This is a genomic window from Variovorax sp. FG153 (assembly GCF_057809595.1).
This window is the reverse complement of sequence record NZ_JBMDKG010000023.1, coordinates 59,510-85,926: the sequence shown is the minus strand read 5'-3', so window position 1 is coordinate 85,926 and position 26,417 is coordinate 59,510. Positions and strand designations below refer to the sequence as shown.

Annotated in this window: 27 protein-coding genes; 11 read left to right on the top strand and 16 right to left on the bottom strand. The window is 64.4% G+C overall.

Annotation, left to right across the window (positions count from 1 at the left end; translation table 11 throughout):
* Window position 1: 1 nt before the first annotated feature.
* Window positions 2–1,198 (bottom strand): ParA family protein, encoded by a 1,197-nt coding sequence (locus ACODT0_RS23635; RefSeq protein ID WP_281081777.1) that lies wholly within the window; start codon window positions 1,196–1,198, stop codon window positions 2–4.
* 616 nt (window positions 1,199–1,814) lie between these two features.
* On the opposite strand from ACODT0_RS23635, the gene ACODT0_RS23630 reads away from it, so the two are divergent.
* Window positions 1,815–3,200, top strand: a complete 1,386-nt coding sequence (locus tag ACODT0_RS23630; RefSeq protein WP_489042423.1) for a replication initiation protein — start codon at window positions 1,815–1,817, stop codon at window positions 3,198–3,200.
* A gap of 368 nt (window positions 3,201–3,568) precedes the next feature.
* A complete protein-coding gene (locus ACODT0_RS23625) occupies window positions 3,569–3,808 on the top strand; it encodes a hypothetical protein (RefSeq protein WP_489042422.1) in 240 nt (79 codons plus the stop codon).
* Window positions 3,809–3,979: 171 nt separating this feature from the next.
* Here ACODT0_RS23625 and ACODT0_RS23620 read toward each other — a convergent pair whose 3' ends face one another.
* From ACODT0_RS23620 to ACODT0_RS23610, 3 genes are all read right to left on the bottom strand, one after another.
* Window positions 3,980–4,231: a hypothetical protein gene (locus tag ACODT0_RS23620; protein ID WP_489042421.1), complete on the bottom strand. Its 252-nt coding sequence runs from the start codon at window positions 4,229–4,231 to the stop codon at window positions 3,980–3,982.
* A 290-nt stretch (window positions 4,232–4,521) separates the two neighbouring features.
* Complete coding sequence (locus ACODT0_RS23615) at window positions 4,522–5,076, bottom strand: Rrf2 family transcriptional regulator (protein WP_489042420.1); 555 nt, start codon at window positions 5,074–5,076, stop codon at window positions 4,522–4,524.
* A 466-nt stretch (window positions 5,077–5,542) separates the two neighbouring features.
* Window positions 5,543–5,953: a hypothetical protein gene (locus tag ACODT0_RS23610; protein ID WP_395347313.1), complete on the bottom strand. Its 411-nt coding sequence runs from the start codon at window positions 5,951–5,953 to the stop codon at window positions 5,543–5,545.
* A gap of 290 nt (window positions 5,954–6,243) precedes the next feature.
* On the opposite strand from ACODT0_RS23610, the gene ACODT0_RS23605 reads away from it, so the two are divergent.
* Both ACODT0_RS23605 and mltA read left to right on the top strand, forming a co-directional pair.
* Window positions 6,244–6,915 (top strand): hypothetical protein, encoded by a 672-nt coding sequence (locus ACODT0_RS23605; protein WP_203208204.1) that lies wholly within the window; start codon window positions 6,244–6,246, stop codon window positions 6,913–6,915.
* 744 nt (window positions 6,916–7,659) lie between these two features.
* Window positions 7,660–9,045, top strand: a complete 1,386-nt coding sequence (gene mltA / locus ACODT0_RS23600) for a murein transglycosylase A (RefSeq protein ID WP_489042418.1) — start codon at window positions 7,660–7,662, stop codon at window positions 9,043–9,045.
* Between the two features lie 110 nt (window positions 9,046–9,155).
* On the opposite strand, the gene ACODT0_RS23595 is transcribed toward mltA, so the two are convergent.
* On the bottom strand, window positions 9,156–9,377 hold the full coding sequence (locus ACODT0_RS23595; RefSeq protein WP_057596352.1) for a hypothetical protein: 222 nt from the start codon (window positions 9,375–9,377) through the stop codon (window positions 9,156–9,158).
* A 190-nt stretch (window positions 9,378–9,567) separates the two neighbouring features.
* On the opposite strand from ACODT0_RS23595, the gene ACODT0_RS23590 reads away from it, so the two are divergent.
* From ACODT0_RS23590 to ACODT0_RS23580, 3 genes are read left to right on the top strand one after another with little or no spacing between them, the layout of a single operon-like run.
* A complete protein-coding gene (locus tag ACODT0_RS23590; protein WP_489042417.1) occupies window positions 9,568–10,131 on the top strand; it encodes a DNA-3-methyladenine glycosylase in 564 nt (187 codons plus the stop codon).
* Window positions 10,132–10,149: 18 nt separating this feature from the next.
* On the top strand, window positions 10,150–10,440 hold the full coding sequence (locus tag ACODT0_RS23585) for a DUF3253 domain-containing protein (RefSeq protein WP_057596351.1): 291 nt from the start codon (window positions 10,150–10,152) through the stop codon (window positions 10,438–10,440).
* 17 nt (window positions 10,441–10,457) lie between these two features.
* A complete protein-coding gene (locus ACODT0_RS23580; protein WP_395347445.1) occupies window positions 10,458–10,787 on the top strand; it encodes a hypothetical protein in 330 nt (109 codons plus the stop codon).
* A 52-nt stretch (window positions 10,788–10,839) separates the two neighbouring features.
* Here the strand turns inward: ACODT0_RS23580 and ACODT0_RS23575 are convergent, their stop codons facing one another.
* Entirely contained in the window at window positions 10,840–12,579 is a 1,740-nt protein-coding gene (locus tag ACODT0_RS23575; protein ID WP_489042416.1) for an ATP-binding protein, read from the bottom strand.
* Between the two features lie 84 nt (window positions 12,580–12,663).
* On the opposite strand from ACODT0_RS23575, the gene ACODT0_RS23570 reads away from it, so the two are divergent.
* Window positions 12,664–12,831 (top strand): hypothetical protein, encoded by a 168-nt coding sequence (locus ACODT0_RS23570; protein WP_261211765.1) that lies wholly within the window; start codon window positions 12,664–12,666, stop codon window positions 12,829–12,831.
* Between the two features lie 19 nt (window positions 12,832–12,850).
* Here the strand turns inward: ACODT0_RS23570 and ACODT0_RS23565 are convergent, their stop codons facing one another.
* Complete coding sequence (locus tag ACODT0_RS23565; RefSeq protein ID WP_261211767.1) at window positions 12,851–13,822, bottom strand: helix-turn-helix transcriptional regulator; 972 nt, start codon at window positions 13,820–13,822, stop codon at window positions 12,851–12,853.
* Between the two features lie 251 nt (window positions 13,823–14,073).
* Between ACODT0_RS23565 and ACODT0_RS23560 the strand changes: the two genes are divergently transcribed.
* Genes ACODT0_RS23560 through ACODT0_RS23550 form a run of 3 tightly spaced genes read left to right on the top strand, consistent with a single transcriptional unit; the run spans window position 14,074 to window position 16,962 of the window.
* Window positions 14,074–14,301, top strand: coding sequence for a hypothetical protein (locus ACODT0_RS23560; RefSeq protein ID WP_057596348.1), 228 nt, complete (start codon window positions 14,074–14,076; stop codon window positions 14,299–14,301).
* Between the two features lie 4 nt (window positions 14,302–14,305).
* A complete protein-coding gene (locus tag ACODT0_RS23555) occupies window positions 14,306–15,823 on the top strand; it encodes a sodium:solute symporter family protein (RefSeq protein ID WP_489042415.1) in 1,518 nt (505 codons plus the stop codon).
* Window positions 15,824–15,876: 53 nt separating this feature from the next.
* Complete coding sequence (locus ACODT0_RS23550; protein WP_489042414.1) at window positions 15,877–16,962, top strand: carbon-nitrogen hydrolase family protein; 1,086 nt, start codon at window positions 15,877–15,879, stop codon at window positions 16,960–16,962.
* Window positions 16,963–17,164: 202 nt separating this feature from the next.
* Here the strand turns inward: ACODT0_RS23550 and ACODT0_RS23545 are convergent, their stop codons facing one another.
* The 9 genes from ACODT0_RS23545 to ACODT0_RS23505 all read right to left on the bottom strand — a co-directional run bounded on the left by ACODT0_RS23545 (window position 17,165) and on the right by ACODT0_RS23505 (window position 26,291).
* The gene (locus ACODT0_RS23545) at window positions 17,165–17,446 is read right to left on the bottom strand and encodes a prevent-host-death protein (protein WP_489042413.1); all 282 of its coding nucleotides are present in this window, start codon (window positions 17,444–17,446) and stop codon (window positions 17,165–17,167) included.
* The gene (locus ACODT0_RS23540; RefSeq protein WP_489042412.1) at window positions 17,443–18,354 is read right to left on the bottom strand and encodes a TraX family protein; all 912 of its coding nucleotides are present in this window, start codon (window positions 18,352–18,354) and stop codon (window positions 17,443–17,445) included. Before ACODT0_RS23540 ends, ACODT0_RS23545 begins: the two co-directional genes overlap by 4 nt.
* A 63-nt stretch (window positions 18,355–18,417) precedes the next feature.
* A complete protein-coding gene (locus ACODT0_RS23535; RefSeq protein ID WP_489042411.1) occupies window positions 18,418–19,167 on the bottom strand; it encodes a hypothetical protein in 750 nt (249 codons plus the stop codon).
* A 27-nt stretch (window positions 19,168–19,194) separates the two neighbouring features.
* Window positions 19,195–21,132 (bottom strand): type IV secretory system conjugative DNA transfer family protein, encoded by a 1,938-nt coding sequence (locus ACODT0_RS23530; RefSeq protein ID WP_489042410.1) that lies wholly within the window; start codon window positions 21,130–21,132, stop codon window positions 19,195–19,197.
* The gene (gene virB11, locus ACODT0_RS23525; RefSeq protein ID WP_489042409.1) at window positions 21,098–22,210 is read right to left on the bottom strand and encodes a P-type DNA transfer ATPase VirB11; all 1,113 of its coding nucleotides are present in this window, start codon (window positions 22,208–22,210) and stop codon (window positions 21,098–21,100) included. The genes ACODT0_RS23530 and virB11 overlap by 35 nt, the downstream gene beginning before the upstream one ends.
* Complete coding sequence (virB10, locus tag ACODT0_RS23520; RefSeq protein WP_489042408.1) at window positions 22,173–23,513, bottom strand: type IV secretion system protein VirB10; 1,341 nt, start codon at window positions 23,511–23,513, stop codon at window positions 22,173–22,175. The genes virB11 and virB10 overlap by 38 nt, the downstream gene beginning before the upstream one ends.
* On the bottom strand, window positions 23,510–24,349 hold the full coding sequence (locus ACODT0_RS23515; protein ID WP_489042407.1) for a TrbG/VirB9 family P-type conjugative transfer protein: 840 nt from the start codon (window positions 24,347–24,349) through the stop codon (window positions 23,510–23,512). The genes virB10 and ACODT0_RS23515 overlap by 4 nt, the downstream gene beginning before the upstream one ends.
* Window positions 24,349–25,077, bottom strand: a complete 729-nt coding sequence (locus ACODT0_RS23510) for a VirB8 family type IV secretion system protein (protein WP_296736398.1) — start codon at window positions 25,075–25,077, stop codon at window positions 24,349–24,351. The genes ACODT0_RS23515 and ACODT0_RS23510 overlap by 1 nt, the downstream gene beginning before the upstream one ends.
* Before the next feature lie 167 nt (window positions 25,078–25,244).
* Complete coding sequence (locus ACODT0_RS23505; protein ID WP_489042406.1) at window positions 25,245–26,291, bottom strand: TrbL/VirB6 family protein; 1,047 nt, start codon at window positions 26,289–26,291, stop codon at window positions 25,245–25,247.
* Between the last annotated feature and the right edge of the window lie 126 nt (window positions 26,292–26,417).

The following is a 26,417-nucleotide window of genomic DNA, read 5'->3' as shown; positions in this document are numbered from 1 at the left end:
ATCAATCTCCTGCCACCAACATGGCGTTTTCGGACAGCTGACGTGCCCAGACTGCCCGTATCTGTTGCTCCACCAACTCGCACATCCTGTCGTACGCATCGCGCGCCCGCGCGAAGGTCTTCGAGCTCACTGACCCACGCGGAAGGTCGTACACGGTACCGAACTCGGCGCTCGCCGTGGCCGCGACGGCCGTCTTCGGAATCTCGATGGGCAGCACCTTGTCGCCGTAGCCCTCGAGCACCCATTGCCGGACCACCGAACTTGCGGCATCCGAGGCTTCCACCCGCGAGAGCAGCACGTCGATGAACTCGAAGCTCTTGTTCTTGCCGCGGCTTCGGATCAGCTGGTTGCACAGGTCGGAGAACAGATCCCAGAACTGGGCCGAGCTCGCGAAGTCAAGTGCAGACGGGGGCAAGGGCATGATCACACCATCAGCCGCCATGAGTGCGTTGATGGTGACGTAGCTCAGTGAGGGTGGGGTGTCGATGACGATCACGTCGTAGGCCTCGCGCAGGGTGTCAAGACCTCGGTCAAGCACGCGCCAGAACTCGAAACCCGGGTCCTTGGCTTGCCGCGCAGGCAACACGAACTCGGCACCGTAAAGAAGCGGGGCCGCACAGACCAGGTCGATGCTTGGCCAGTAGGTCGTACGGATCGCATACGCCAGGTCGTCTTCGTCGCCGGCAAAGAGTGGCATCGCGGTGTGCTCGGTGTCGACCTCGGCATCGGGCAGCACGCCGAAGAGCGTGGTGGCCGACCCCTGAGGATCCAGATCGAGTAGCAGGACTTTGTGACCCCGCATCGACAAACCCTGGGCCAGGGTCACGGCGGAGGTGGTCTTGGCCACGCCACCCTTGAAGTTGGCCACCGTGATGGTGATGCCGGCGGCGCCCTTGGGTCGCATGTGCTCACTGCGGAAATCGCGCGACCACAGTTGGGCCTCCCCCATCGACCATTCACGGCGATTGCCTTGAATCGACCCTGCAGGCAGATCGCCGCGGGTGAGACGATAGGCGATCTTCGATTTGTCGACCCCGCACAGGTCGGCCAGTTGCGCAGAACCCAGCGCCGGTGCAAGCTTGGTGGCGGTCGGAGCCAGCATCGCGGTGCGGATGTGATCCATCATGCCGGCAATGCGTTGCGCCTGTGCCTCGATATCTTCAAGGGACTGACGTTTGATGGTTTGTTTGATATCCACGAGCGAAACTCTCAAAGTGCTGATGTCATGCGATTATGCCCAGCACTCGTCGAAATTCGAAGAATCTGCAATCCATCAGAGAAGGTTTCGCCGAAGTTCTCTCTGATTGTGGATAACTTCTCCCGAGTTTAAGAAGGTATTAATACCTTTAAAGAAGTTAGCAAAGGCTTCGAATCAGATTTTCTCCTTTAAAATCAACGGGTTACGGCTATTTCTAGAGGCGAATTGTCTGTGCTTTACGCGGATGCGTCCGCGATCTACTCGGATCCGTCCGTACCGTACTCGGAAGTCGTCCGTGGTCTAACGACACCCTGCCGGGTTGTCCACAGTACGACCTGGCCACCCCAAAGCCTCGTTTTTGGCCCGCGTCCGTGATCTAACCAGGGGCGGATTGACCCAAAACGGGGTGCCAATCGGTCCGGTGTCCGCGTTTTACTCGCCGGCATGAGGCGCTGGACTGTCGTCGAATTCGCCGTATGTCCGTGTTTTACTCGGCCTGAAAGTGGATCGCCCAGCAAAGTGTCCGCGCTTTAACCAAGCTTCGGACACTTCCCACCCCAAAATTGGTAGGCCGCTCGGCTTGGTGTCCACGCTGACTTGGACATATGATCGCGAGATGACAGCTTCCAGCCCGCTTTCGTCTTCGGCGCCCACCCGCGTCGTGGGCACGGACGGGCTCGAACTGCGCAAGCCACACGAGATGATCGTGATGGTCCCGCGTTCCGCCCGGGTGACGTTGACCGCTCGCCGCATCTACACGGTGCTGCTGCAGGTGTCACAGGCTCGCCTCACCGCCATGGCGTCGATGCCATTGGCAGACTTCATGTTCGAGGCACCCCTGGCGGCCGTGCTGCGCACCACCGGGTCCGATGGCGCTGACCGTACCGCCGCCAAGCGCTACCTCGGCGAGATGAGAAGCCTGGAGGTCGACTGGGAATCCACGGCGCCAGGCGATGGGGTCAAATGGCGCGGTTTCTCCATGCTGTCAGAAGTCGCGCTAGAGGTTCGCCGCGGCGAGACCTGGGTGAGCTGGTCCTTCCCCCCGTCCATCATGACGGCGCTGCGCGAGCCCTCGCGCTGGGCCCGTATCGAGCTCGACGTGCTTGCCCGCTTGAGCACCTATGCCGCGATCGCGTTGTACGAGATCTGCGTGCGCTACCGGGACAACCCCGGCGGCGTGACGAGCCGCAAGCCGGTGGGGTGGTGGACCGACGCGCTGAGCAATCTGCCTGGTGGCGACCGCCGCGAATGGCGCAAATTCAAGAACGAGCGCGTGAAGGAGGCGGTGGCCGAGATCAACCAGGAGACGGATCTGGAGATCGAGCTCATCGAGCATCGCCAAGGCAGGGTGGTCGACGAAGTGCAGTTTGCGGTTCGCCGTCGTGCCCGTTCGCCCTTTGCGACGAGCGCTGACAAGCCGGTGGATGCCAACCTTGTGCTTCGCGCAGAAACTCTGGGCATTCGAGAGATCAAGCTCGATGGCCTGATCAAGGAGTTCGGCGACGACCGGGTGCGCGAGGAACTCGACGCTTTGGAAAGGCGTGCGGCCAACAACTCGCTGCGGGCCGTGGACAACGCCTACTCCTATCTCCGTTCGCTGCTGCGCAACGAGCGCGAGGCGCCTGCGCCGACGGACGCAGACGAAGAGCAGGATCTTGAATCGCCGCCGGCACAGCCTACCGCGGACGCTGCCGTACCCCCGGACGCTGCTGCCAACACAACGGCCGCTACCGTTGCCGCAGAGTCCACCACTCCCATCACACCCGCCGATTCTGCTGGCGAACGGATCCGCATGATGCGCCGAGAGATCGAGGCGCTGCCGCAGGCTCAACGTCAGGTATGGGTGGATCGCGCGCTGCAGGCGCTCGCCACCAAGGGGTTGTTGACCGCGATCGTGAGCCGACGCGCGGCGCAGGGTGACGTGATGCATGGCCTGCTCGGCTCGATGGTGGTCCAGACCTACGCGGCCGCCACATACGGCGCCGACTGGAACACGGTGTAGGCACCTGAGACGCTGGCCTTATCTGCGCCGCATGGCAGGTGGTGTCGAGACGAGCAGGCACCTGTGCGTCAGATCATTGGATTCGCCACAGCGCGCGAGGATGAGGTCATGCCGAGGGCGGGAACCGCCGGGGAACCGCCGGGCAAGCGGCGTCGGAAATACCGGCTCCGCTACGATGCCAGGCAGCCGCCATCGGCCAGGCGCAGTCACTCTCGACACCCCCGACTTCAGCCAAGGCCCGACAGCGAACGTCAACTTTCACTGGTGCCAGTGATCCATCGAATGCTGGCAAAAATATGTCTGATGCTGAGGATGCCTGGGCTTTCGAAGATGCCCCGAACGTTGCTTGCTTCACCATGAGGTCCATCATGAGTGAGGCTGCACCAATCCTGCAGGTGTTCCACGACGAGGACGACGGCGCCTGGCAGATGCTGCCCGGCAGCGGCGCTGACGCGTCGGAAGCGATGATCGCCGGGCTGGGTCAGCTGGTGCAGGTTGATCAGACGCTCGTTGAACTCGCGAACTTGCCGCTGGGTTGGGTTGCTCGACGCGAACGCAAGAACTCGCCCTGGCTGTGCCGACCCGCGTCGCAACCGCCAGCGGTCTGAATGGTGGATGTAGTGCACTTGTCCGAGCGTTGAGTGCGCCGGTTCAGATGCCCTCGATGGGCTGGCGCCCACGCGCACGCGGATAGCCTTTCACGCAGCCTGTTCAGCTCCTCTGGTGCTTGCTCGTGAAGGAATGCTCCTTCGAACCGCGGCCGGCCGGGCTACGGCCTCTCATTCAAAGGACGCAAGCAGCAGGGCGATCGCACCCACCGCCGCAGCGCTGAGCGCACAGATCCCCGCACCCACGAGCAGCTGCGTGGCGTTGCGCCGTTCATCGACAGTGGCGTCGTGCTGGAAACCGTTGAGCAAGCCGCCGGCGAATGCGAAGAGGTGAAGCAGCATCCCGAAAGCCGCAAACGTACCGCCGGTCATGGCCAGACCCAGCGCGGCCCATGACAAGGTCATGATGACCGTTGCAGCCATGGCATTCGATTCAACAAGCGGGCCCAACGCGCGCTTGCAAGTGGATCGACCTCCATGTGCCCCGTGCATCATCGCGAGATGGCTGAAGGTCGCGTGGGTTCAAAGCGATGGCACTGCGACGTCGAGCCGCTGCACCGCCGTCGGTGAAACTGCCACGCAGGGTGACGCTCGTTGACGGGACCCGTGCTCAGCTCGCGGCGCGTTCATGGGCGTCCATAAAGCGCATGAAGTGAAGGATGTGATGGCGGCTTGTGGCTGGATCGTTTGCTCAGGTTGCTCGAGCGACCGCATCAGTGCTTGGACATCGCATTGGCCAGCGCGAAGACCGAATTGGGGGCGCGGGTGCGCACAGGCTTCACGGGGGCAGCCGAGGTGATCGCACTCTTTGCCGGAGTGGGTGCTTCAAGCTCGACGCCCTTGGCAACTTGGTCCTCGACAAGCTTTTGCAAAGTGACGGTCCGCAGAAAATCAAGCATGCGCTGATTCAGCGAAGCCCAGAGTTCCTCGGTGCTGCGCGCCAGTGAGGTCGGCGAAGCGCCTTGCTCCCCCAGGTCGTCTGCATCATCCGCATCGTTGCCAAGGGCACCTCGCTCATCCACGGCCGCGATGATGTCGGCCACCGAGATGTCAGCGCTGTGGCGCGCCAGATGGTAGCCGCCGCCAGGCCCACGGACCGACACGACGAGGTTATGCTTGCGGAGCTTGCCGAACAACTGCTCGAGGTATGACAGCGAGATCTGCTGTCGTTGGCTGATGGCGGCCAGGTTCACAGGCCCGAGACGTTGGCGCAGCCCGATGTCGATCATCGCGGTCACGGCAAAACGACCCTTGGTGGTCAATCGCATCGCAAGCTCCTTTTCACAGCGTTTGTTGGATCACGTCGCTTTTGGCAAACGAACCGCTGCGCTTTAGCGAGGGCCAACGAGGGGTCCGTTGCACCAACTACACCAGCGCGACATCTGTGGAGAAAGGTACTTGGGCCGTCGATGCAGGGCCCAAGACATCGGCGGGATCGCCCGTCAGATGATGCGCTACGGGCTTTCCCGTGCCAAGTTGCGCATCGTGCACGCCTGCACTTGTGTCCGTGCCTTGGGCATCAAGTTCGCTCAAAGGGTGATGGTGGCGTTGGCCGTCGAGGGCCAGACTAAGAAACGCCGTTAGCTTATTTTTTAGTGCTCGGCTCACCTTGATCGGGCACCCGACCAGAGGTTGAAGCCCACAAAAAAAGAATGCCCCGCACGAGGCGGGGCATGGGGGGAGGGCAGGGAAGTACGCGGGATCGCGCACCCACACATGAGCGCTGAGGGGAGCTTAGCCCTTCATCGCCTTGATGTCGGCCTTGGCCTTGTCGTGGTCGGCCTTGGCTTGGCTCACGCAGGCGTTCTTGGCATCGCCCGACTGGTCGTCGCACTTCTCCTTGGCAACGTCGTAGGTCATGTTGGCCTTTTCCTCAGCGACCTTCTTGGCATGTGCCGCGCTGGGCTTGTAGTCCTGCTCCAGCTGCGCCTTTGCCACGTTTTCTGTGCCCTTGGCTTCCTTCTCGCAGACGTCCTTGGCGTTGTCCTTCAGCGTGTCGCACTTGGCCTTGGCGACCTTGTAGTCGGCCTCGATCTTTTCCTTGGCGACGTTGTACTGGTCCTTGGTCATGCCTTCAGCAGCATTCGCGGCGTTCATGGCGAAGCAGGTCGATGCGATGGCGAGAACGAGAAGATGTTTTTTCATGAGTAAGTCCCCTGAACTTGATGTTGCTTGGAGCTGCCCTGTGCATCTCCAGTAGTTGGCAATTTAGGGGCCTGGACGTGGGGCCGGAGTAGGACGATGCCCGTCGGGCCCTTAGGTAGGGACCGCGGCCATTTGCAAGCGCCGATATGAAGAGATGATCCGCTCCTCGCTCATTGCAACCGACGCAACGTTCGGTGGAGGTGCTCTGAAAGGCAGCGGTGAACTGGACAGGCTGTTCGCTCGCCGGCATCCTATCGCCGCAGACGTTCTCGACTCATCCTGTCGCCATCATGCTCGCACGCAAGATCGCCTCCTTGTTCGCCTCGCGCCCCGCAGCGTCGACGCCATCGCGCCTGATGCAACTCCACGAATATCTGGCGCTGCTCCAGGAGGGGACTGAAGAGTTCGCAGCAGGGGACCGCATCAAGCGCGACGCCTTTTCACTTGCGCAGCGTCTTCGCGAAGAGCTTCGATTGCCGCTCGGACCCGAACGCAGTCTCGAGTTGATCCTCGCGAGGCGCTGCAAGGTGCAACGAATTTCCCTTGTTCATGTACCGCTCGCTGCCGAGGACTGCTTCTTTATCGCGATGTACCGCCAGGACGCATCGAGCGCGCACGCCCATCTGGTCTTCGATATCGGCGCAGAGTACCAACGCCCCTTCCTGGAGTGCCCCGACTTTGGTGTCGGGGAGGAGGCGACGGAGGACAATTTGCGCCGCTGGATTCCTCGACTGGCCGAAGCGCCCGATGCCTTCGCGATCGTGAAGCGACGCGATGGAACCTACATCCAGGTCTATGCCGACGATCGGGGTTTTCATCTCGAGCACCAGTTGGTCACGACGGGCTGTCACTATCGGGCTGCGCAGCCCGTGGGCAGCGAGGCCGCCGTGGAGACGCTCGTCTCCTATGCTTGCGGAAAGTATGAGTGGGCGCACCAGGCATGGGACCGGATGGTCCTTTGAGGAGACAGTCGGCGTTGCAGCGCGAGGCATGAACCCGTCGACCCATCATCGGCGAAGGCGTCAGGTCGAGACCTGTGGATCAAGGTGAGCTTCATGGCAAATGTGGCCACCGCATGGTCGACGCGCGGACCGCGTCTGCCCGATCCACGCGGCCGTCTGGGCTGTACTCATCGCCGCAACGGATCGGCAGCGAAGGTACATCCACAGCAAGGCGCCAGCTGCCTGCGCATTGCAGCGCCTAAGCATGGGCCGGCGGCGAGCCTTGCCCTCGCGTGCGCCACGTTCCTACGTCGTTTGCGCTAGGCAGTCGCCCCGATTCGCAAGCATCTGGCCGGCACTAAGCTTGGCCGTTCGTAGCGCCACTTCGTCGGTCACGTGGCGCGTCAGCAAGCTCCTTCGCGAGGAATCGGCATGCAACTGCGAGACATGATCCTTGCTCGCTGGGTAGCCCTGATTGCCCTGGGCGCAGTGACACTGCCAGGGTGCACGACGGGTGACTCCCATTCGGTCGGAAGTGCAGGAGATTCCGCAGCGATGCCTGAGTGGTCGTCAAACCCACCGGCGCAGCGCTCGGCAACGTCAACACCGCGCGCATCAGCGCCGCTGCCGGTTTCTCGTCCAGCCTCTCCATCGAGCTCAACAGGGCAAGCGCCATCGAGCGGGTCGCAGGCAGCCGTTGCCGGCGGGTCCGGGTTGAGCAGCGCGGGTGCGATCGCGGGTCGAGCGCGTACTTTCTCAACTCGGTTGGCCACCTATACCTCGGTGGGCTTCGAACTCTTGCCGGGCTGGCGGCAGGATGATTTCTCGGAGACCTGGCCTGCGTTTCTCGGCAGCTGCAAGGTCTTGTCGGGGCGAGCACAGGCGTGGCGGCAAGTCTGCGAGCGTGCACGAACAGTAGATCGTGCCGATGACTTGGCCATCCGCCATTTTTTCGAGCGCGATTTCTCGGCCTATCAGATCCGCGACGATGATCGGCGCCCTGACGGCGTTGTTACCGGCTACTTTGAGCCTGAGATCAGCGGCAGCCGGCACTACGGCGCCCCCAACATCTACCCCGTATATGCACAGCCCCAAGACATGCTGTTTGCGGATGCGCGAAAACTTCCCAAAGGCGAAGGGATCGTCGCTGCGCGTGTGGCGGGACGCAGTGTCGTCGTGCAAGCGGGACTGAGCACGCGTGACATGGGCCGCGCAGGGTTGTACGCGCTCGACCTCTCGCGTATCACCAGAGACACTTTGGATCGCAAGGTGCGCCTTCGCGTCGAGGGAAAGCGTCTCCTGCCCTACTACACACGCAAGGAAATCGAAACCAAGGGAGCGCCGAATGCCAAGGTCATTGCCTTCGTGAACAACGCTTCCGCGCTCTACGAGATGCAGATCCAGGGCTCTGGACGCATTCGTCTGGACTCGGGCGAGGTGATCCGCATCGCCTATGCGGAGCAGAACGGTCAGCCGTTCAGGCCCACACTGGCCCAGGCGGCGTCGGGCAAACCTCGCAGTCCCGTGAAAGTGCGCGGCTCCTCGCTGGAACTTGAGCTCGACGATGATGAGGACGAAGCACTGCAGCCTGCGGCTGGCAGCAGCGCCGACGTCTCCGTGGTTCGCACGCGTGGCTTCACACTCGCCCTGCCCAAGGTCAATGGCGCTGTTGCGGTGCCCGGACGCCGCCCCGCACAGCGGGTGACTGGCTCGGGTATTGAAGATCCAAGCTACGTGTTTTTCAAGGAGGCCAATGCGCCCGGTGGAGGACCGGTTGGCGCGCTGGGGGTGCCGCTATCGCCTGGGCGTTCGATCGCAGTGGACCCGCGAAGCACGCCGCTCGGGTATCCCGTGTTCGTCTCCACGCGCGCGCCAGGCAGTGGGGCCCCAATGCGCCGCTTGACGATCGCGCAGGACACGGGCGGTGCCATTCGCGGTGCAGTGCGCGCGGACTACTTCTTCGGCAATGGCCAGCAAGCTGCGACGCAGGCTCGGCGCATGAAGGAGCGAGGACAACTCTGGGTCCTCCTGCCGCGCGACTTGGCGGTGGCACAGGCGGCCTCCACGGCGGTGCGCACGCGCGGCGGTGCCGTCGGGGAAGATCTTCCCGAATGCCTTGTCGCGGACGAAAACAGCTGCGTCAACGATTGAAGCGCGGAGGAAGAGGCACCATTCCGGATGCGACGCCGCAAGGCGTCTCGCAACTTCTCAGGAACTCCCCACGGCAACGGACACAGGCCGCGCAGCGGCCACTGCGTGGCTCACTGTCGGCGGCCGAGAGATAGCCAGCCCTCGGGCGTGATCGCGGTGACCGTTGCCTCGAGCGGATCGCAGTAGCCCGTCGACCGCCCGCTGAGCGTGCGAAACCTCGCTTCCACAAGGCCAGCGTAAACCAGGCGAGAGACCTTCTGCACGTCCGCTCTCGCGATGACGGTGAGGGGCAGCTTGATCGCTGCAATTTCAGAAAGCAAAGCGAGTGCCATCGGTCAACACCTTTTGCGAATAAAAAGTCCAATGTGCACCTTGTTCTCGAAGAGTGCAATGCCGAGGCGCTGGATGCGCTGCGGTGAGCCTGCTCCGGCATCTGCCTGGGCCTTGGATGCGCCGTGCGACTACAGCTGCGCCAGAGGGATAGCGACATCGCTTGGCGGCCACCGGCAGCAGGCTGTCGGCATGTGCTCTCCGCCTTCCATCGACTTTGGCGTTTCGTCGCCCGAGCTCGCGCGAGCATTGATCGGTGTGTCGTTTTGGGTGGAAGGAATTGGGGGGCGCATTGTCGAAACGGAAGCCTATGACGTCTTGGACCCGGCCTCGCACAGCTATGGCGGCCGATCGGTGCGCAACGCCACGATGTTCGGTCCGCCAGGCCGTGCTTACGTGTATCGGTCCTACGGCTTGCACTGGTGCCTGAACTTCGTGTGCCGGGAGGAGGGCCACGGCGCCGGTGTCCTGATTCGCGCGCTGGAGCCGACGGACGGTCTCGATGCAATGCAGGCACGCCGAGGGCTTCTCGAGCCGCGGCTCTTGTGCGCGGGGCCGGGGCGGGTCGCCCAGGCGCTGGGGATCACCGGTTCGCATGACGGCCTGCCGCTGGATCGCGCGCCTTTCGAGTTGAAGGGTCCGAGCGTGGCACAGGATGTGGTGGTCGGTGTCCGCATCGGCATTTCGAAGGCGATGGATGTGCCTTGGCGTTTTGGGTTGAAAGGATCGCGCTTTGTCAGTCGCAGGTTTGGTTGACGCGGGAGGCCCGCTCCCATGAACGTCTCCTCACGGGCGCTCGTGGCGAACGAGGCTGTCGAAGCGCAAATCTTCGAGCTGCTGGCCCGTCGTGCGCCTGGAGCAAGCATCTGCCCTTCGGAGGTTGCGCGAGCCCTGGTGAGCGCGCCGTCGGACTGGCGGGCCCTGATGCCGAAGGTGCGCGAGGTGGCCCAGGAACTCGCCCTTCGCCGGCGACTGCTCGTCACCCGCAAAGGGGACCGTGTCGACGCGATGGATCGCGGTGGACCTATTCGTCTCGCGTTGCCGTTCGAGAAGGAACGCAAGTGATCGGAAAAAGAGGCCGATTGCAGACCCTCGACGGCCCCCTCATGACACCCGATGGCCGATATCTGGTGGTACGGGGGCGGTTGTGGCGCGCAGCAAACCCGGGACTGTCCGAAGAAGAGAAAAGCCTCTGGGTCCGCCAATTGATGGCGGCGCGACGCGCGTTGCGTGCAACCGCATCGATCGATGAGCGCGCAACCGCTCGCGCCCTAGTCGACGATGCAAAGCGTCGACTGGGAGAACGCGGCCCGCCGTGGTGGACCGACGGTGCGCCCGATATGAATCGCAAGCTGGTCAAGAACACACCCTATGGCGAATGGTTTCGCCGCCTGAACGACGAGGTGACTTGATCGAGCTGCATTTATGAACGGCGGTCGCCGGCGCAGTCCGCCGTGCGATGACTCAGACGTCAAGCATCCGGGCAATGCGCCGCTTGAATTCGCCCAGCTCGAAAGGCTTGGTCATCACTTCCATCCCAGGCTCCAGAAGACCATTGCCCACGGCGGCGCCGGCCGCGTAGCCCGTGATGAAAAGCACTTTGAGGTCGGGTTTGCGCAGGCGCATGACATCGGCGACCTGGCGTCCATTCATGCCACCGGGAAGTCCGACATCGGTGATCAGGATCTGGAGGTCGCTGTTCGGCCCGTCATCCAGGCACGCAAGGCCTTCCCGGCCGTCTGCCGCGGCAGTGACTTCGTAGCCCGCGGCGACAAGTTCTTCCTGGAGCAGGGCTCGAAGCGGTGCCTCGTCCTCGATCAGAAGCACGCGCGCCGACCTCGGTGCTGAGAATGCCGCCGTATCGCTTGTTGGGTTGCGCTGACCAACCGCAGCCTCCGTGTCGTTCGAATCGCCGTCGATACGGGGCATATAGATACTAACGGTGGTGCCTTGACCCAATTCCGACTCGATGCGCATTTGGCCACCCGATTGGCGGGCGAATCCGTACACCATCGACAAACCCAGGCCGGTGCCCTGGCCCAAGGGTTTGGTTGTGAAGAACGGCTCCGTGGCATGAGCCTTGGTTTGCGCATCCATGCCGCAACCCGTGTCGCGCACCTCGAGGCACACGTAGTCACCAGGCGCGTTCCCGATGGGCGTGCTTGCGTCGTGGGGAAATGAACAGTTGTTGCCCGTCACCGTCAAGCTTCCCCCACCGGGCTGCATCGCGTCGCGCGCATTGATGCACAGGTTGAGCAGCGCGTTCTCGAGTTGCGCGCTGTCTGCGCGCACGGGCCAAAGGTCCGCCGGAACATTGAACTGGACGGCGATCGATGGCCCGACGCTGCGACGAACAAGTTCCTCGAACTGGTTCAGGCGATGGCGAAGATCAATTCGCCGCGGATCCAAGGTCTGGCGGCGAGAGAAGGCCAAAAGACGCTGGGTCAGTGACGCCGCCCGCTCCACTGTTTCCTTGCCGACGGTGACGTACCGCTGGGCTTGCTGCGTGTCGCCGGAACGCATGCGCAGTTCGAGGAGCTCGAAGCTGACCTTCAGGGTGCCGAGCAGGTTGTTGAAATCATGTGCGATGCCCCCGGTGAGCTGCCCAATCGCCTCCATCTTCTGGGCTTGGCGCAGCGCATCCTCGGCTTCCACGAGCGCGCGCGTGCGCTCCTCGATCCTCGCTTCGAGCGTTTGATTGGCCTTGCGCAGCTCGCGCTCTGCCATCACCTTGCTCGTGGTTTCGGTCACCGTTGCCATCACTCCAGCGAACCCTCCGGCGGCATCCGGCACCGGCGAATAGTCGAGCGTGAGCCACACACTTTCCGGCGAACCGTTGCGCAAGAAGGTGAACTCGTGATCTTCGAAGGATTGAGGTTTGCCGGCCAGCACCGTCTTCATGAGGCGATCGTTGAACTCGGACACTTCCGGCCACGCTTCGCGCAAGGGTTGACCCAGGCAAGCTGGATGCCGCCCGCCTGCGACGACGGCATAGGCATCGTTGTAGATCATGATGCCGGCTTCGCCCCAAAGAAGCGCGATGGGCTTCGGCGAATGCAGCACGATGCCCACGGCGCAGCACAGATGCTGAGGCCATTGATCGATCGGGCCCAAGGGCGTAGCCGCCCAATCAAGCTGGGCAATCAGCGCGGCGAGTGCCGAGTCGGGTGGCAAAAATGCCGCTGAGATGGAAGCAGGCGCCACGGTGCTTTCGATCGGGATTCGGTGAAAACGAAAGCTATCACAGCCTGAGGCGAGTTGGCGTAGGAGGGGCCAGCGACCGCTGAAATGCCCAGCGTCGACGCGCATTGTCCAGCCCTGCCGGCAAACATGCGCCAAGCTGCCCCGGAGATCTCGGGTTTGGGCAGACAGCTGTCCTGCATGGGAATGACCATGATGCTGGTCGGCGACGGAAAAAAGGTGGTCGAGGAGATAGGCAAGGCGGTCGTCGCCTGAGGGCGTCGACGGCGGCGAATCACGGCGCGTTCAACAGGCTCGCCAGTTCCGCCTTGTCCGTCAGCCCGAGCTTGATGTAGATCTCGCGCAGGTAGTGCCTGACGGTGGCCGGCGACAGCTGCAGCGCGCGGGCGACTTCCTTGTACGACTGGCCCGAGGAGAACGCGCGCGCCACGTCGGACTCGCGCGGCGTGAGGCGATCGATGGCGCGCAGCCTGCGGACCGAAAGCCGCTGCAGTGCTCCCGCGGCCTCGATCGAGAAGACCAGGTCCGAGAAAACGCTGCGCGCGCCGTCGCGGCGCAAGGCCGAAACGAGCGCCGGCGGCAGCGCTGGCGGCGCCCATGCGGGCCAGATCCGGGTCATGCAGTCCTGGAAGCCCGCCGATTTCTCGATCACGCCCCACTGCAGGTCGACGAAGGCCGACGCCAGCAGTCCGCCGCTTGGCTGCGTATCGGCGCGCTCCTGATTGCGCCCGAGGTTGTGCCGCCAGCCCATGAAGACATGCGGCATGAGGAACTGCTTGGCCCAGGCCTCGGAGGTGTCGAACGCGGGGCTGCGGCCGCCGCGGAACAGCGAGACGAACAGGAAGTCCCCGGGACGCTCCGCGAGCTTGATCGCGGTGCACAGCGCATGCCGGTTGCCGACCCCCGCGTTGATCTCGTACAGGCCGGGCGTGCTGTGGAGCTGGTGGGTGTCGAAGCGCACGGTGTGGGTGGGCGCGTCGCTGACGCTGCTGGCCAGGCGATCGTCGGGCGTGCAGGTGTCCCAGGTCTCGACGTAGGACGCGGGCAGGTTGGCCCGGTAGGAGCTCAGCAGACGAAAGCCGCCTGCGGCGAGGGGCGACATGATCCCCCACCACGCGCGATCGAAACCGATCACGCGATCGATGTCGCTCAGCACGCGCGCCTGGAAGTCCTCTTCGCGCGTCTCGTAGGCCGCCTCGTTGATCCGAAGGATCAGATTGCCGCACTCCTGAAGGTTGTTCAGCATGGGAGTTCCAACTGGGGGCGTTCCAACAAGCAAGCCATATGCCATCGCATGGTGTGGCGGGCCATCCTAGCCTTGCGTCTCCGCCTTGCCAATGCGGCTTGCCCGCCCTCGCGAACCGACCCCGTTCATTTGAACGGTGCACGCCGAAGGACGGCGCTCCTAGAGTCCGTCGCGATGCGATGGATCCGCCTCGCAGACCTCGTACCGGCCCTTTTCCCGCGCGCAGCCCGCGGCCTTCCCGAAAGCCTCCCATGCCCCTCGCGACACTTCCACGGCTACCGGCCTCGATCCGGTGGTGGTTCCTGCTCAATGCGCTGCTGCTCCTGCTGCCGCCCGTGCACTGGCTCGTCAACGACCACCGGGCGCCGGTCCTCGGCCTGCCGCCAACCCTGTTCTATTTCCTCGCGCTCAGCGTGTCGATCGCGGCCAGCGTGGTGGCCGCCTATGTCGCCGAATACGGCGAAGCGGGAAGGGGGTGAAGCCATGGCGCTGACATTCGGCCTCCAGCTGGCCTTCTTCCTCGTCATCATCTACGTGCTGCACCGCAGCTACCACAAGGACCGGTCCTTCACCGACTACGCCGTGGGCGGCCGCTCGTTCGGGGCCAACTACCAGGCGATGTCCTTCCTCAACACCTGGTATCCGGGCGCGATGTTCACCGCCTTCGCGGGCCTGGCCGTCAGTGCCGGCGTGATCTCGTTCTACGTGCTGGCCTACAGCCTGATGACGGTGGTGCTGATGTACGCCATGTCGCAGCGCGTGTGGACCTGGGGCCAGCGCTTCGATCTGCGCACGCAGCCCGACCTGTTCGCACTGCGCTATGACTCCAGGCACATCCGCACCATCGCGGCGCTGATCGGTATCGTGTCGGGCTTCCCCTGGCTGGTGCTCGCGATGCAGGCGATGGGTGGCCTCTTCCACTTCATGTCGCTTGGTGCACTGCCCTTCTCGCAGGCCGTGATCCTCGGCGTGGTGGTGGTCGCGATCCGCCAGATCTGGACCGTTCGCATGGGCATGCGCGGCGTGATCATCTCGGACATGTACCAGGGCATCGTGGCCTACATCTTCGGCAGCCTCATGCTGTGCGGCCTGGTCGTGTGGTTGTGGACGAGCAAGGGCGTGCGGCTGCAGTCGCTCGATCCCGCGATGTTCTCGCTGCCGTCCCTCGGCTCGAAGGAAGGGCCGCTCTACCTGTTCAGCCTGCTGTTCACGAGCACCATCGGCGGCTGGTGCCTGCCGTTCATCTTCGTGCGCCTGTTCACCGCCGACGGCGTGGCGGCGCTGAAGAAATCGGCGGCCATCGCGATGCCCGCGTCGCTGGTGTTCTGCATCCCCCTGCTGATCTTCGGCATGCTCGCCTCGCAGCTTCCCTCCGTGGCCAGCCACCCCGAGGACGTGTGGTTCATCGTGAGCCAGGAAGCGGGTGGCCTGCTGCTGCTCGGGCTGGCCGGCGTGGTGCTGCTGGCTGCATCGATCGGCCACACCGACGGCAGCATCCAGGCGACGGGTGCGCAGATCGCCAACGACCTGGTCGGGAACTACGCCACGCTGAGCCAGCGGCAACTGGTCACGGTGTCGAAGATCGGCATGGTGGTCCTCACGGCCCTGGCCGCCTGGGTCGCCTGCCTCAAGCTGCCGGCGCTGTTCACGCTGGCGGTGCTGGCCTACCAGGGCGTCATCCAGCTCGCGGTGCCGCAGTTCCTGGGCATCTTCTGGAAGCGCGGCACCAAGGAAGGGGCGATCGCGGGCATGGTCGTGGGCTTCGTGCTCGTCATCGTGCTCGAGAGCTTCTTCGCCCGGCAGCTCGAGGCCGCCTGGGGCCTGACCTCGGGCGTGATCGCGCTGGCCGTGAACCTGGCCATCTACGCCGGCTTCGCATGGCTGCGGCCCCACGGCGCGGCCGAGCGCCAGCGCATCGACGGCCTGTTCGGGCTGACCCGCGAGGCCGTGGCCGAGCCGGTGCCGCCGCAGGCGAGCGTCGGTGCTTCCGCGCGCGTCTGAGCTTCCCCCCATCCATCCACCCATTCACTCATCCTTCGAGGAGCGCTTCGTCCATGAATGCATCCACCGGCGCGTCGTCGCCACTTTTCCCTCCCAAGTTCCTCGCGGCCGTGGTGCAGGCCGCACCGGGCTTCTGCGACCACGACGCCGCCATCGATCTCACCGTGCGCTACATCGAGGAGGCGGCCGGCAAGGGTGCCGCCATCGTGGCCTTTCCGGAGGACTGGATCCCGGGCTATCCCTGGTGGGTCTGGCTCGACGCGCCGGCCTGGGGCTTCGGCAAGGGATGGGTGCGGCGCTTCTTCGAGAACGCCTTCAGCTACGACGGCGAGGGCGCGCGGCGCATCGCCGCGGCCGCGAAGCAGTTCGGCATCTTCGTGTCGCTCGGCGTGGTCGAGCGGCTGGGCGCGAGCCTTTACGTCGGCAACTGGATCATCGACGACCGGGGCGAGACCGTTTCGCGCCGACGCAAGCTCAAGCCGACGCACATGGAGCGCACCGTCTTCGGCGAAGGCGATGGCAGCGACCTCGTGGTGAGCGACACGCCGCTGGGCCGCATCGGCGCGCTCTCCTGCTGGGAGCATCTGCAGCCGCTCACGAAGTTCGCGATGTACAGCCAGAACGAGCAGCTGCACATCGCCGCCTGGCCCGGCTTCAGCCTCTACAAGGAGAACGCCTACGCGCTGGGCGCGGAGGTCAGCCTCGCGGCAACGCAGACCTATGCGCTCGAGGGCGGCTGCTTCGTGCTGGCCCCCTCGGCCGTGACCTCGGCGTCGATGGTGTCGCAGATCTGCGATACGCCGGCCAAGCATGCGCTGTTCACGGTCGGGGGCGGGCACTCCGTCATCTACGGGCCGCATGGCAACCCGCTGTCCGAGCGCATGCCCGACACCTGGGAGGGAGTCATCTGCGCCGAGATCGACCTGGGCGAGATCGCGGTGGCCAAGGCGGCCGCCGATCCTGCGGGCCACTATGCGCGCGCCGACGTCATGCGGCTGATGATCAACCGGGCACCGAACCACCGGGTCCATGCCTTCGATCTGGCGCTTCAGGCCGAGGGCGGCGCGCCAGGGCAGGCGCCGCGCCTCGACACCGATGCCGTGGCCGAGCACGCGTCCGGCGCGAACAGCCCGGCTTGATGAGGCTTCCCGCCCACTCGGCGGGTCATCGACGCTCGCCCGACTTCATCCGCGCGGTGACTCGGTCTGCAAGCCCGGGTCGCAGACCTAAGGCCGCATCGTCTCAGTGGTAGTCCGCTTCGCGCAAATGACGAATGGCCAACGCCCTAATCTGCTGGTCGGAAAGGATTTCGCGGGGTCATCTCAACCCCGCGAACCCTGGTCATGTGTTTGGGTCTTGAAGCTCGCGACCCCGTGCATGAATGCGGGCCTGGATGCGATCGAACACCTCGGCCACAGGTTGCGAAACACCAGTTCGTAGATCTTCTTGCCAAGCGGTATCCCCACGCGCGTAGAACTCGCCTTGAACACGGCAGCGTTCGACGGCTCGGCACGCCCCATCGGCGGCAGAAGTGCTGACGGGTCCGCCAGCATCCGCAACCGATTCGAGTTCGGCACGCAGTTCAGGCTCGACGTCAAAGGTAGTCACGATGCGTGAAGTCATGGTGGCCACTTTGTCACGGTTGTACTTGAATCGCCACCTCCGGCCGCGCTGACACCTTCGATAGGTCGGGGTTGGACCGGTTCGGCTGCGCCAGCGAGTGGCTGCACTTCAGGAGCCCTTATGAGGTTCGTTGCAACTTGTGAGCATGCCCGCGCACAGCGCGGTGTGCTGGCGAGATGCAGCGCAAGGGCAAGAACGAACAGGTGGGCGGGGTAGAAGGCATAGAAGACCCATCGCTGCCGTTCAAGGGGAACATGAATGCGGCTGAACCCCAAGATCAACGGAAGCGCGGCCATGGCAGCGAAGTTGCCGTTGACGAACCATAGGGACGCGGTCGCAAGCAGCCAGGCGATCGCGGTCTTGATGCTCGGACGACGAATGAAGGAGCGCGCGCCCAGGCAGCACAGCAGTCCCGGCCACCAGAATTCAACCACCGTGCCACCAACCACAAAGGTGACCAGTGCCAGCGATCGATGGCCAACGGTCCGGAGCTCCAGCAGCCAGGCGATGAAGGTCGCGACGAGCAACGTCGCCATGATGTTCAGTGGCCACCATCCGACCAGCAGCACGAACGCGGGCGTTGCGAGCACACCGAAGGCCGCGAGCCGCTTCACTACACGTCGATGAACACTCGCGGCCTCCACGCGAGGGCGCGCGAGGTTGTACATGAGCACAAAGCCGAAAAGCGGCATCGCCATGCGACCGAGCAGGTAGAGCGTCGTGACCTGCCCGCTCAGAAGATACTTGTTGACATGGTCCCCCACCATCAACGCCAGCGCGAGCCACTTGAGCGACTCGAGCGATCCATCCGCCACGTGCCAGCGGCCGCTGGCCGTCGCTTCGCAACGGCTGCTGCTGTGCGTTGTGGGCATCAAGGTCTTCTCGTGCGCATCACGACGCATGGTCATCTGGCAGCGTGCGGATCGAGTCCGCAGCGGCCGGCGAAGGGCGCGCGCCTCTGCGTTGCGAGTTCACGTCCGCTCATGGGCATGCCTGTCCCACTCGGTGGCGCGTCCCGGCCCTGAGAGGACGGGCGCTCGCGCCATCGCCACCCGCCTGTCTGGAAGATGGAGGTCCAGCCCATCCACGAGCGCATCAGCGATGCGATGGCGAATGGATGCGAGTAACTGATGCTGAGAGTGCGGATCTACGGTGAGGCGCCGCGCATACTGTGCAGCCAGTTGCAGTCCGGCCATGGCGTATGTCAGACGAGGGTCGCGCCGCATGGTCTCTGGCGACAGCGTTCGTTCAACGCGCAGCTGCTGAGCCTCTTGCGCGAGCATGTGCATATGGTCTTGCGTCTCGATGCGCCATTGGCGCCGCTGCGCAAGCACTCGCTCTTCGCCGACTGCGTCTGCATGGCCATCCTGGGCGGGAACGCGAAGCCGTACGGGTTTCGTGCCCAGGGGCAGGACGACGACCTCGTCTCCGATGCGTGGCTGGGAGACCGCTCGCTGGAGCGCGGCTTCCAGGTCGGCGCCCCAAAGCCTGCGCTCTCCAACCTCTGTGCGCAGGAGCACGTAGAACGAGCGTCGTGCTGCCGGATCGAACCGATAAGGCGCTGCGGCGGCCTCCAGCAACACGCCGCGCACGGGCGCGCGGCCACTGCGCGGGCGCCTTGTGCTGGCGGTCTCCTGCGGATCATCGGATCCCGATGGCGGCGAAGACGCGGCCCCTGGCGGCTGCGCGCCGAGTGGGGCGGCGTTGGATGAGGAGTGCATGCGATGGCCTTGGTTGGAATGGACCGCTCAGACCAGCAGGCGGGCCATGAACTCGTCGGTGCGCCGCTTCATCTCCGCCTCGCTCAGTGGCTCGGTGGGGATGTCGACGTCGTCGAAATCGAAAGAAAAGTCCTTCAGATCCAAGCTGCCGTCGAGCACGGCCTGGGCCATCTGCAGGTCGTCCTTCGCCCGCGCATGGCCCGTGCCCGTGGCGGGCGTCGTCGAAGTCGCAGCGCTCGATCCTGCCGGTGGCGCAGGCATCGCATTCCCGGCAGGTGCCGTGGTTGCATGAGCGGCCATCTCAAGCTTCGGGACGTCGGGTGGGGCGATTTCCCGCCGGGCAAAGGATTTGTCCTTGAAGTAGATGATGCGGTGAGCGAGAACGGGCCGAAGTCCTTCATAGAAAAGGATCATGCGCGCCGGGTCGAGCTCCTTGACTTCCTGGGGCAGCAGCAGCCGGCGCGGCTGTTCGCTGATGCTGACGCTGCCCGATGTGCCTGAGCCGCCCCACATCGGCCGGCTGACGCTCCTCTGGCGGACCGTGTAGGTGCCGAGTTCGCGCGAGATGGCCTCGGCATCCTCGTACTCTTTGGGCGGAAAAACGATGCGCGCGGCGAGCATCTTTCGAATCGACTTGGCACCCTCCACGCCGTACTTCTCGATCAGCTGCGAGTTGGACTGGACGATCACCACGGTGCGCACGTTGTAGCCGGGCAGGAACGCCGTGGATTCCGCGATCACCGGAATGCGCCCGAGCGCGGGGAACTCGTCGAGCATGAGCAGCAGTTGGTGCTTCAGGGCCGGGTTGCTCTCGGGCAGTTCCCGCGTCTGCAAACCGATGGCCTGCTGGAAGAACAGGTTGAGCAAGGGCTGCAGACGCGCGATGTTGTCTGGGTTGATCTGCACATAGATCGAGATCGGACGCTTGCGCAGGTCGCGAAGATCGAAGTCGTTGGCCGAAGTGGCCGCGTCGATCAGGGGGTTGAGCCACAGATCAAGTCGACTCGTGAAGGTCTTGCGGATGCTCGAGGCGGTCGTTGGCGCGAGGTCGATGACGTCGTAGAGACTGCGCACAGCTTCCTGCGACAGCGGGTAGCCGGCGCGCTCGCACGATTCGATGACGCGCTTCCAGTGCTTCTGGAAGCCCTCCGCATCGCTCGCCATGCCCTGGCGCAGGACTTCACCCAAGGTGCGTGTCGCCCGGGGTGTCTCGAACAGGTACAGCGCGATCCCAAGGAACAGTGATCTCGCGGACGAGGTCCAGAAGGGATCGCCCGCCAGGGGATCCGGGAACAGCATCGTTCCGATGCGCTGCAGGTCGTCGATGCAGCGGTAAGGCGTTTGCGACACATAGCCCAGCGGATTCCAGCGCGAGGAGCGCTCCTGCTCGGACAGGGGATCGAACAGGTGCACTTCCTGGCCCTTGGAAAGCCGGAATCCCGCTGTGCGCATGAAGTTCTCTCCCTTCACGTCGCTCACGATGGTGGAGCCGGGCCAGTTCAGCAGGTTGGGCACCACGACGCCCACGCCCTTGCCGCTGCGAGGAGGTGCTTCGACCTCGGCGCCTTGCTGACCGGCCAGCACGAGGTAGCGCGCGCCCAGGCGCCCCAGAACGATGCCGTTGTCTGCAAGCAGCCCGGCCTTCCGGATCTCGCGGTGCGTGGCGAAGCGGGCCTCACCATGCAGCGCGCGTCGGCGTGGGACCATCGCGATGACGACGCCACCGAGCGTGATCCCTTGTGCTCCCACCAAAGCGGCCAGCAGCGATCGGCGAACTTCGGGTTGGTCACCGTAAGCAAGCCAGTAGTCAACGATCGTCGACAGCGTGGCGCTCTCGGGCGGCAGCTTCATGAGCATCAAGAAGGCGTAGCCGGCCGCCCACAGGCCGACCAAGGCCGCGACGAGCAAGGCACCGGCGATCCTGAAAGCACTAGGCCAAGGCTCGACGCTTGGTGCTGGGGTCATGCCAGATCTCCTGCACGATGCGTCGCTGCCGCACACGTGCGCATTGGATGACGATGTCCACGCTCAGCTGCGAAAGCTCTACGCCTTCACGCGTGGTCATGCCGTGGCCCGCGGCACTGCGCTTCATCAGCTGCGCGAGTGCCACGAAGGCCATCTGGGCGCTGTCGGCATGAACGCTGGTGATCGAGCCCGGATGGCCGGTGTTCACCGAGACGAGGTAGTCATAGACTTCATCGCCGGTTCGCAGTTCGGACAGGAAAATGCGGTCGGGACGCTGACGTTTGGCGCCAGCCAGGAGCTGCCCTGGCGTCACGATCGCCTGTCCCTGAGCGCCCTGGGAGTAGAACAGACGCACGTGATTGGGCTGGTTGCGAAGGGACAGCTCCCTGACGTCTTCGATGGTGATCAGCCGGTCCTCGGGGGGAACTTCGAGAATCAATGCCTTGCTCAGCGTCGTCTTGCCCGATCCGGTGGCGCCCGACAGCAAGATATTGCGGCGCAGTTGAACTGCGCGGCGCAGGAAGTCTCCGAACCTGCGTTCGCGAAGCAGGCCCGCAAGCTCGCAGTCTTCGAGGCCCGCCGAGCCCGCCTCCGACGCTGCCTTCAATGCTGCTTCGTTGTAGCGTGTCGCCTCGAACACGCCCATCGATTCAAGTTGATCGAGCGACCATAGTGCACTGGAGGGACGACGAATCGTGATGGAGACGGTCTGCTCGGAGGTCGCCGGCGGCAGCACGATCTGTATGCGTTCGCCACCAGGCAAGGTGGCCGACAACAACGGTTCTTGGGCCGAGACGCGCTGCTTCGTGAAGTTGGCAACGAGCTTGGCGATCGACATGCACCATTCGAAGCTCGCGAACTCGACGATTTCGCGTGTCCATCCTGTCTGCCGTTCCACAAAAGCGATTCCTGGTTCGTTGATGCAGATCTCCGTGACCTCGGTGTCCTCGAGCAGCGGCATCAGCGGGTCGAGAAACAGCGCGAGCGAGGAGGGCGGCGGTGGCGTGGCTGCCGTCGCCAAGCCTGAAGCTTCCGCTTCTTCAGGGTTGGGCAGGCGCGACGCGTAGGGCATAGACATCGCGGAAGTCCACGTCTCGGGCCACCAGGATTTGGATGCGTTCGCCCTGGTTCTTGATCACGGTTGGAGGTATCGCAATGGTGCTGCGCAGTACCTCGGTCAGGATGTCCCGGCTGCCTTGGGGACCGACCACCAGCGCGCCGCGGTTGGTCAGGCCCGCGCCACCTTGCTGCTGGGCCGTCATCGCCTGCATCGTGCCGTCGATGACCGACACGAGGATCGCTGCGCCAAAGCGCTCCCAGAAGTGGGTGTCCACAAACCCCGGTAGGCCGTTGCGCCCCAGCTCATCGGTGCCCGGCGATGCCAGCTGGACCACCACCCCGGTGGGTGCTCTCGCTTCGCTCCAAAGCACGAAAACACGGCCCTGCCCTTGGCGGGGCGAGCCGCGCTGCTCACCCACGTACTTCGTGCCGCGCTCGAGCAGCACCACCTTACCGTCGGCACTGTAGATGTCGCTGGCACCGATGCAGGTGGTGAGACCTTCGTAGGTCGAATCGATCGCGGTCTCCAAGGTGCAATCGATGAACGCGCCCTTCGGCAGAAGAAAGCGGCGCGTCGGCAGGATCTGTGCTGTAACGGCGGGGGTGCGCGTCGGTCGGAGACTGCCCTCGAGGCCAGGAGGGCTGGAGAGGCTGGAGGGTGGCGGCTGCAAGGTACCCAGGATCTGCGCCATGTTGGGTACGCCACTTGCCGCCGGCCCGGCAGGGCCGCCGGCGAAAGCGGCCGCTGCTGCGGCAGCGTCGGGCGACGGCGTGTGCCGCATCACGGGTGTTCCGAGCTTGCGCTCGAGCGCAAGCTGGGCCGGTGTCTTTGACGGGGGGCCGCCCGGGGGTGTCGCCTCCACTGCAGCCGGTGAGGCGCTGGGTGGCGGTGCGGGGGCCTGTGATGAAGTCGGCGGCGGGTCGATCCGGCCCAGCGGCGGCACCTTGGTTTCGCCGCCGGCGCGGGCCGCCGAGGCCTTCTGTGCGGCCAACTGCGCCTCGCGACCCTTGGCGTACTGGGTGCTGTAGTACCAAAACAGGAAACCGGCACCCAGCAGCAGCATGGTGCCGATGGCCACGAAGCTGCTGATCCTCGACTGGATCGTGCGTTCCCGATTCACCGAGGGAATGGTCCGCTCCCCGTCGATCGCATGGCCGCGCCCGGTGTGGGAGGCATCAGGGCGCTCCGGACGACGGGGAACGGAATAAAGCTCGCCAGTATCTGGATCGACCGCGCCCGCGCGGCGGCGCCCATCGAGCGCTTCGTTGTCGGCGGATGAATTCGCCGGTGGGTTGAGTCCCGGATTCGGTGCATCGCTCATGGTTGCTCTCCCACGGTTGCGCGTTGCACATCGGGCGCCACCGTCGCGCCGGGCGTGCGCGCACCGCTTGCGAATGCCTTGTTGACCACGCACCCCACGAGCTGACCCCGGCGCAGCACGAGGCGACGCGCGAGGCGATGGATCACGATCTCGTCGGCGTCGATGTTGAAGTTCAGCAATGACTCCGTGCCGTCGTCGTTTTGAACGAACATGGCCGGCAGTTCAGCCTGGTCGGCGAAACGAAGGCGGATGTGGTGGCCGTCGTCGAAGGCGCGGGTCGGCTTGAGCGACGCACTTCCGCAGAACCAGTAGTCCCAGTTGCGCGTGGCTGCCGTGCGGGTGAGCTTCGCGTCCATCTCAGCACGCTGGGCCGCCTCTTGGGCAGCGCGCAGCGTGTCGGCCGGATAGTTGAACCGGATCGAGTAGATCATCCGTCGAGCCGCGGCCCCGGCGGACGCCCGGGCTGAGACGATGTAGTCGAAGTGATAGGTGCGACGGTCGGTGAGGATCGTGAGGTTCGTATTGGCCTGCGCCTCCTTCGGCTTGAGAAAGAGGTGGTTGCGTTGCGCACCCACATCGAAGGAGCCGTTGTCGCCGGAGCCTAGGTTCACGAAGGTCTCGCCCTCGGCGAACTGCAGGTGAATCTGGTAGCCCACGTAGCCATGCAGGCTGATGACGTCTTCCGGGTCGTAGTCGATCGTGCGCACGCGCGCATCCACGTGCCCCTCGGGCGGGATCGTTGCGGCGCGCACCGCCGTGTGGGTGGTGCACAGCCAGCCGATGACGAGCACCAGCACGAGCGCGGGCCGGCGAAGAGATGCAAGACGATGGTTCATCAGCGCGCCTGCTTTGCGGGGGAGAGGGGGACGGCGACGGTCGGTGCGACTTCGGGCTCGCGCCGATACTCGACCACCCTGAAACCCAGGGGATTGAGCGAGCGCCATTTGTCATCCTTCGATGGCGGCACGTAAGCGAACTCGATCGTCGCCACCCAATGGGTCGTCTGCTCATCGCCCGTGCCGCCGGCTCGGGCGTAGCGGCTGAAGCGAACTTGTGCAAGCTTCTCCTTGCCGCTTTCCAGCTTGAGGAAGGTCACAGCACGCACCTGCGCGCGAATGGCCGTGCCGTCCTTGAAGGTGTTGAGCGGCGAGAGTGGATTGTTGGCGGCCCACGACGCCGCCCAGGCCTGGTTCAGGAGAGGCGAGTTCTGGGAGGCGACCAGCTCGTAGTCGGCTTCGGCGGTCGCATAGAAGTAGCGCTCGCGTGCAATGACATAGTTCTGCAGCAGGTTGCGCGTCACGACCTCTTGAATGTCGGTGGTACCTTCGTAGGTCGGCACGATGTCGACGATGCCGCTGCTGCTGTCCACGCGAATGACCACCGGCACCGGCTGCTTGAGGGGCGTGAGTCCAGCGACAGCGGCCACGGCGAATACCGCGACGGCCGTGGCGGCAGCGGCCACGGCCCAGGCGGTCTTGGCGGAGCCTTGGGCGCGACGTGCGCGATCGAGCTCCCAGCTCTGAGCTTCGAGCGTGTAGCGCTCGAGCGCCTCGTCACGATGCATCGGAGCCTCCTGCAGGAAGGGGTGCCGGGGAGCCATTGATGGGTGTGAGGGCGCCTTCGCAGGTCGGAGGACGGGGTGCTCGCGTGCCGCAGCCGCCAAGCGCCAGAGTGAGCAATAGTGCGACCATGAATCTCACGTGAGAGCTCCTATAAAGTCGTTTTGGAAGGTCAAGTCCGAGAGGAAGAGGGGTTCATCACTCGGTTTCTGGGCAGGGTGGGGCGCTGCGCGCCTGCACCCCTGCCGGCCAGCGAAGCGATCGACGACCCGACCCGGTTGCCTCCCAGGCGACGGAAGGAGTCCCATCGGCTGCCGCGTTCGCCGTGCAGGCCGTCGAGCACGCCGCGGCCGAATTCGTACGCGCTGCGCCTGGTGCCACCGAGCGCCCACTTGGTGAGCCCACCGACAGCGCTGAAGGAACTGAGCGCAACGCCACTGGCAAGTCCGGCGGCGATCGGCATCACTTGGCACATCACGAGCAGCACCACCGCTGCGATCAAGGCCATGTTGATGGCATCCACCGTCGTGAGCGCCGCGCCACGTTCCGCGGTTTGAGCGGCGTAGTTCGCAACGACTTGCAGCATGAGCGAGGCGACCATGCTTGCGAGCACCGCGACGAGCGCGTAGTTCGAGAGCTGGGCGACCCATGCCTCGAAGAAGCGCCGTGTCGCTTCGAAGAAGAGCAGGGAGATGAAAATCGGGCCCAGCGCCAGCACGACGGACAGCGCGATCTTCGACAGGGCGAAGAGGAAAAGCGCGTAGACCGCGACGGCGCCGATGATGAGGTAGATGACGGCGCCGGCGATGTAGAAGCCCACATCCCCATTGAGCACACCGCCCCTGCTCCACAGGCTGAATGCGACCTCTCCCCCCTTCTCCCAGATCGTGTCGATGGTCGAGACGGGATCTGCGGCGCCGACGATCGCTGCCGCGAGTTGGGTCGGGGCGTTGAAGAAGGTGTCGACGATGAGCTCGTTGAAAGCCCAGAGTCTCAAAGCCACACCCAGGATGACCGCGATGAAGAAGATCCGCTTGATCCCCTCCAGAATGGGTTCCTGAATCTTGCCGGTGAGCGATAGGTATCCCCAGATCATCACGTAGAGCGTTGCCAACGTGATCACCGCGGGCTCGACCGCCGACGCCAGCGCGGCGGACTTCGCGCCCACGAATTCAGTGAGCTGAGAGACGAGCTGCGTCCAAAGCTGCCGAAAGAACATGGCTTGGCTCCTGAAGTTTCAAAAATCGTGCGACGCCACTTCGACCTCAGCCGCTGGATGCGCCGTCGGCCTTCTCCGTGGGGTCGCATGGCTTGTGGTTGGTGCGCATGCCGCAAGCGCAGCGGA

Coding starts and splice junctions, on each gene's coding strand:
- ACODT0_RS23630 (WP_489042423.1), top strand. CDS start 1,815: ATGACAGCTTCCAGCCCGCTTTCGTCTTCGGCGCCCACCCGCGTCGTG.
- ACODT0_RS23625 (WP_489042422.1), top strand. CDS start 3,569: ATGAGTGAGGCTGCACCAATCCTGCAGGTGTTCCACGACGAGGACGAC.
- ACODT0_RS23620 (WP_489042421.1), bottom strand. CDS start 4,231: ATGGCTGCAACGGTCATCATGACCTTGTCATGGGCCGCGCTGGGTCTG.
- ACODT0_RS23615 (WP_489042420.1), bottom strand. CDS start 5,076: ATGCGATTGACCACCAAGGGTCGTTTTGCCGTGACCGCGATGATCGAC.
- ACODT0_RS23610 (WP_395347313.1), bottom strand. CDS start 5,953: ATGAAAAAACATCTTCTCGTTCTCGCCATCGCATCGACCTGCTTCGCC.
- ACODT0_RS23605 (WP_203208204.1), top strand. CDS start 6,244: ATGCTCGCACGCAAGATCGCCTCCTTGTTCGCCTCGCGCCCCGCAGCG.
- ACODT0_RS23595 (WP_057596352.1), bottom strand. CDS start 9,377: ATGGCACTCGCTTTGCTTTCTGAAATTGCAGCGATCAAGCTGCCCCTC.
- ACODT0_RS23590 (WP_489042417.1), top strand. CDS start 9,568: ATGTGCTCTCCGCCTTCCATCGACTTTGGCGTTTCGTCGCCCGAGCTC.
- ACODT0_RS23585 (WP_057596351.1), top strand. CDS start 10,150: ATGAACGTCTCCTCACGGGCGCTCGTGGCGAACGAGGCTGTCGAAGCG.
- ACODT0_RS23570 (WP_261211765.1), top strand. CDS start 12,664: ATGCCCAGCGTCGACGCGCATTGTCCAGCCCTGCCGGCAAACATGCGC.
- ACODT0_RS23565 (WP_261211767.1), bottom strand. CDS start 13,822: ATGCTGAACAACCTTCAGGAGTGCGGCAATCTGATCCTTCGGATCAAC.
- ACODT0_RS23560 (WP_057596348.1), top strand. CDS start 14,074: ATGCCCCTCGCGACACTTCCACGGCTACCGGCCTCGATCCGGTGGTGG.
- ACODT0_RS23555 (WP_489042415.1), top strand. CDS start 14,306: ATGGCGCTGACATTCGGCCTCCAGCTGGCCTTCTTCCTCGTCATCATC.
- ACODT0_RS23550 (WP_489042414.1), top strand. CDS start 15,877: ATGAATGCATCCACCGGCGCGTCGTCGCCACTTTTCCCTCCCAAGTTC.
- ACODT0_RS23545 (WP_489042413.1), bottom strand. CDS start 17,446: ATGACTTCACGCATCGTGACTACCTTTGACGTCGAGCCTGAACTGCGT.
- ACODT0_RS23540 (WP_489042412.1), bottom strand. CDS start 18,354: ATGACCATGCGTCGTGATGCGCACGAGAAGACCTTGATGCCCACAACG.
- ACODT0_RS23535 (WP_489042411.1), bottom strand. CDS start 19,167: ATGCACTCCTCATCCAACGCCGCCCCACTCGGCGCGCAGCCGCCAGGG.
- ACODT0_RS23530 (WP_489042410.1), bottom strand. CDS start 21,132: ATGACCCCAGCACCAAGCGTCGAGCCTTGGCCTAGTGCTTTCAGGATC.
- virB11 (WP_489042409.1), bottom strand. CDS start 22,210: ATGTCTATGCCCTACGCGTCGCGCCTGCCCAACCCTGAAGAAGCGGAA.
- virB10 (WP_489042408.1), bottom strand. CDS start 23,513: ATGAGCGATGCACCGAATCCGGGACTCAACCCACCGGCGAATTCATCC.
- ACODT0_RS23515 (WP_489042407.1), bottom strand. CDS start 24,349: ATGAACCATCGTCTTGCATCTCTTCGCCGGCCCGCGCTCGTGCTGGTG.
- ACODT0_RS23510 (WP_296736398.1), bottom strand. CDS start 25,077: ATGCATCGTGACGAGGCGCTCGAGCGCTACACGCTCGAAGCTCAGAGC.
- ACODT0_RS23505 (WP_489042406.1), bottom strand. CDS start 26,291: ATGTTCTTTCGGCAGCTTTGGACGCAGCTCGTCTCTCAGCTCACTGAA.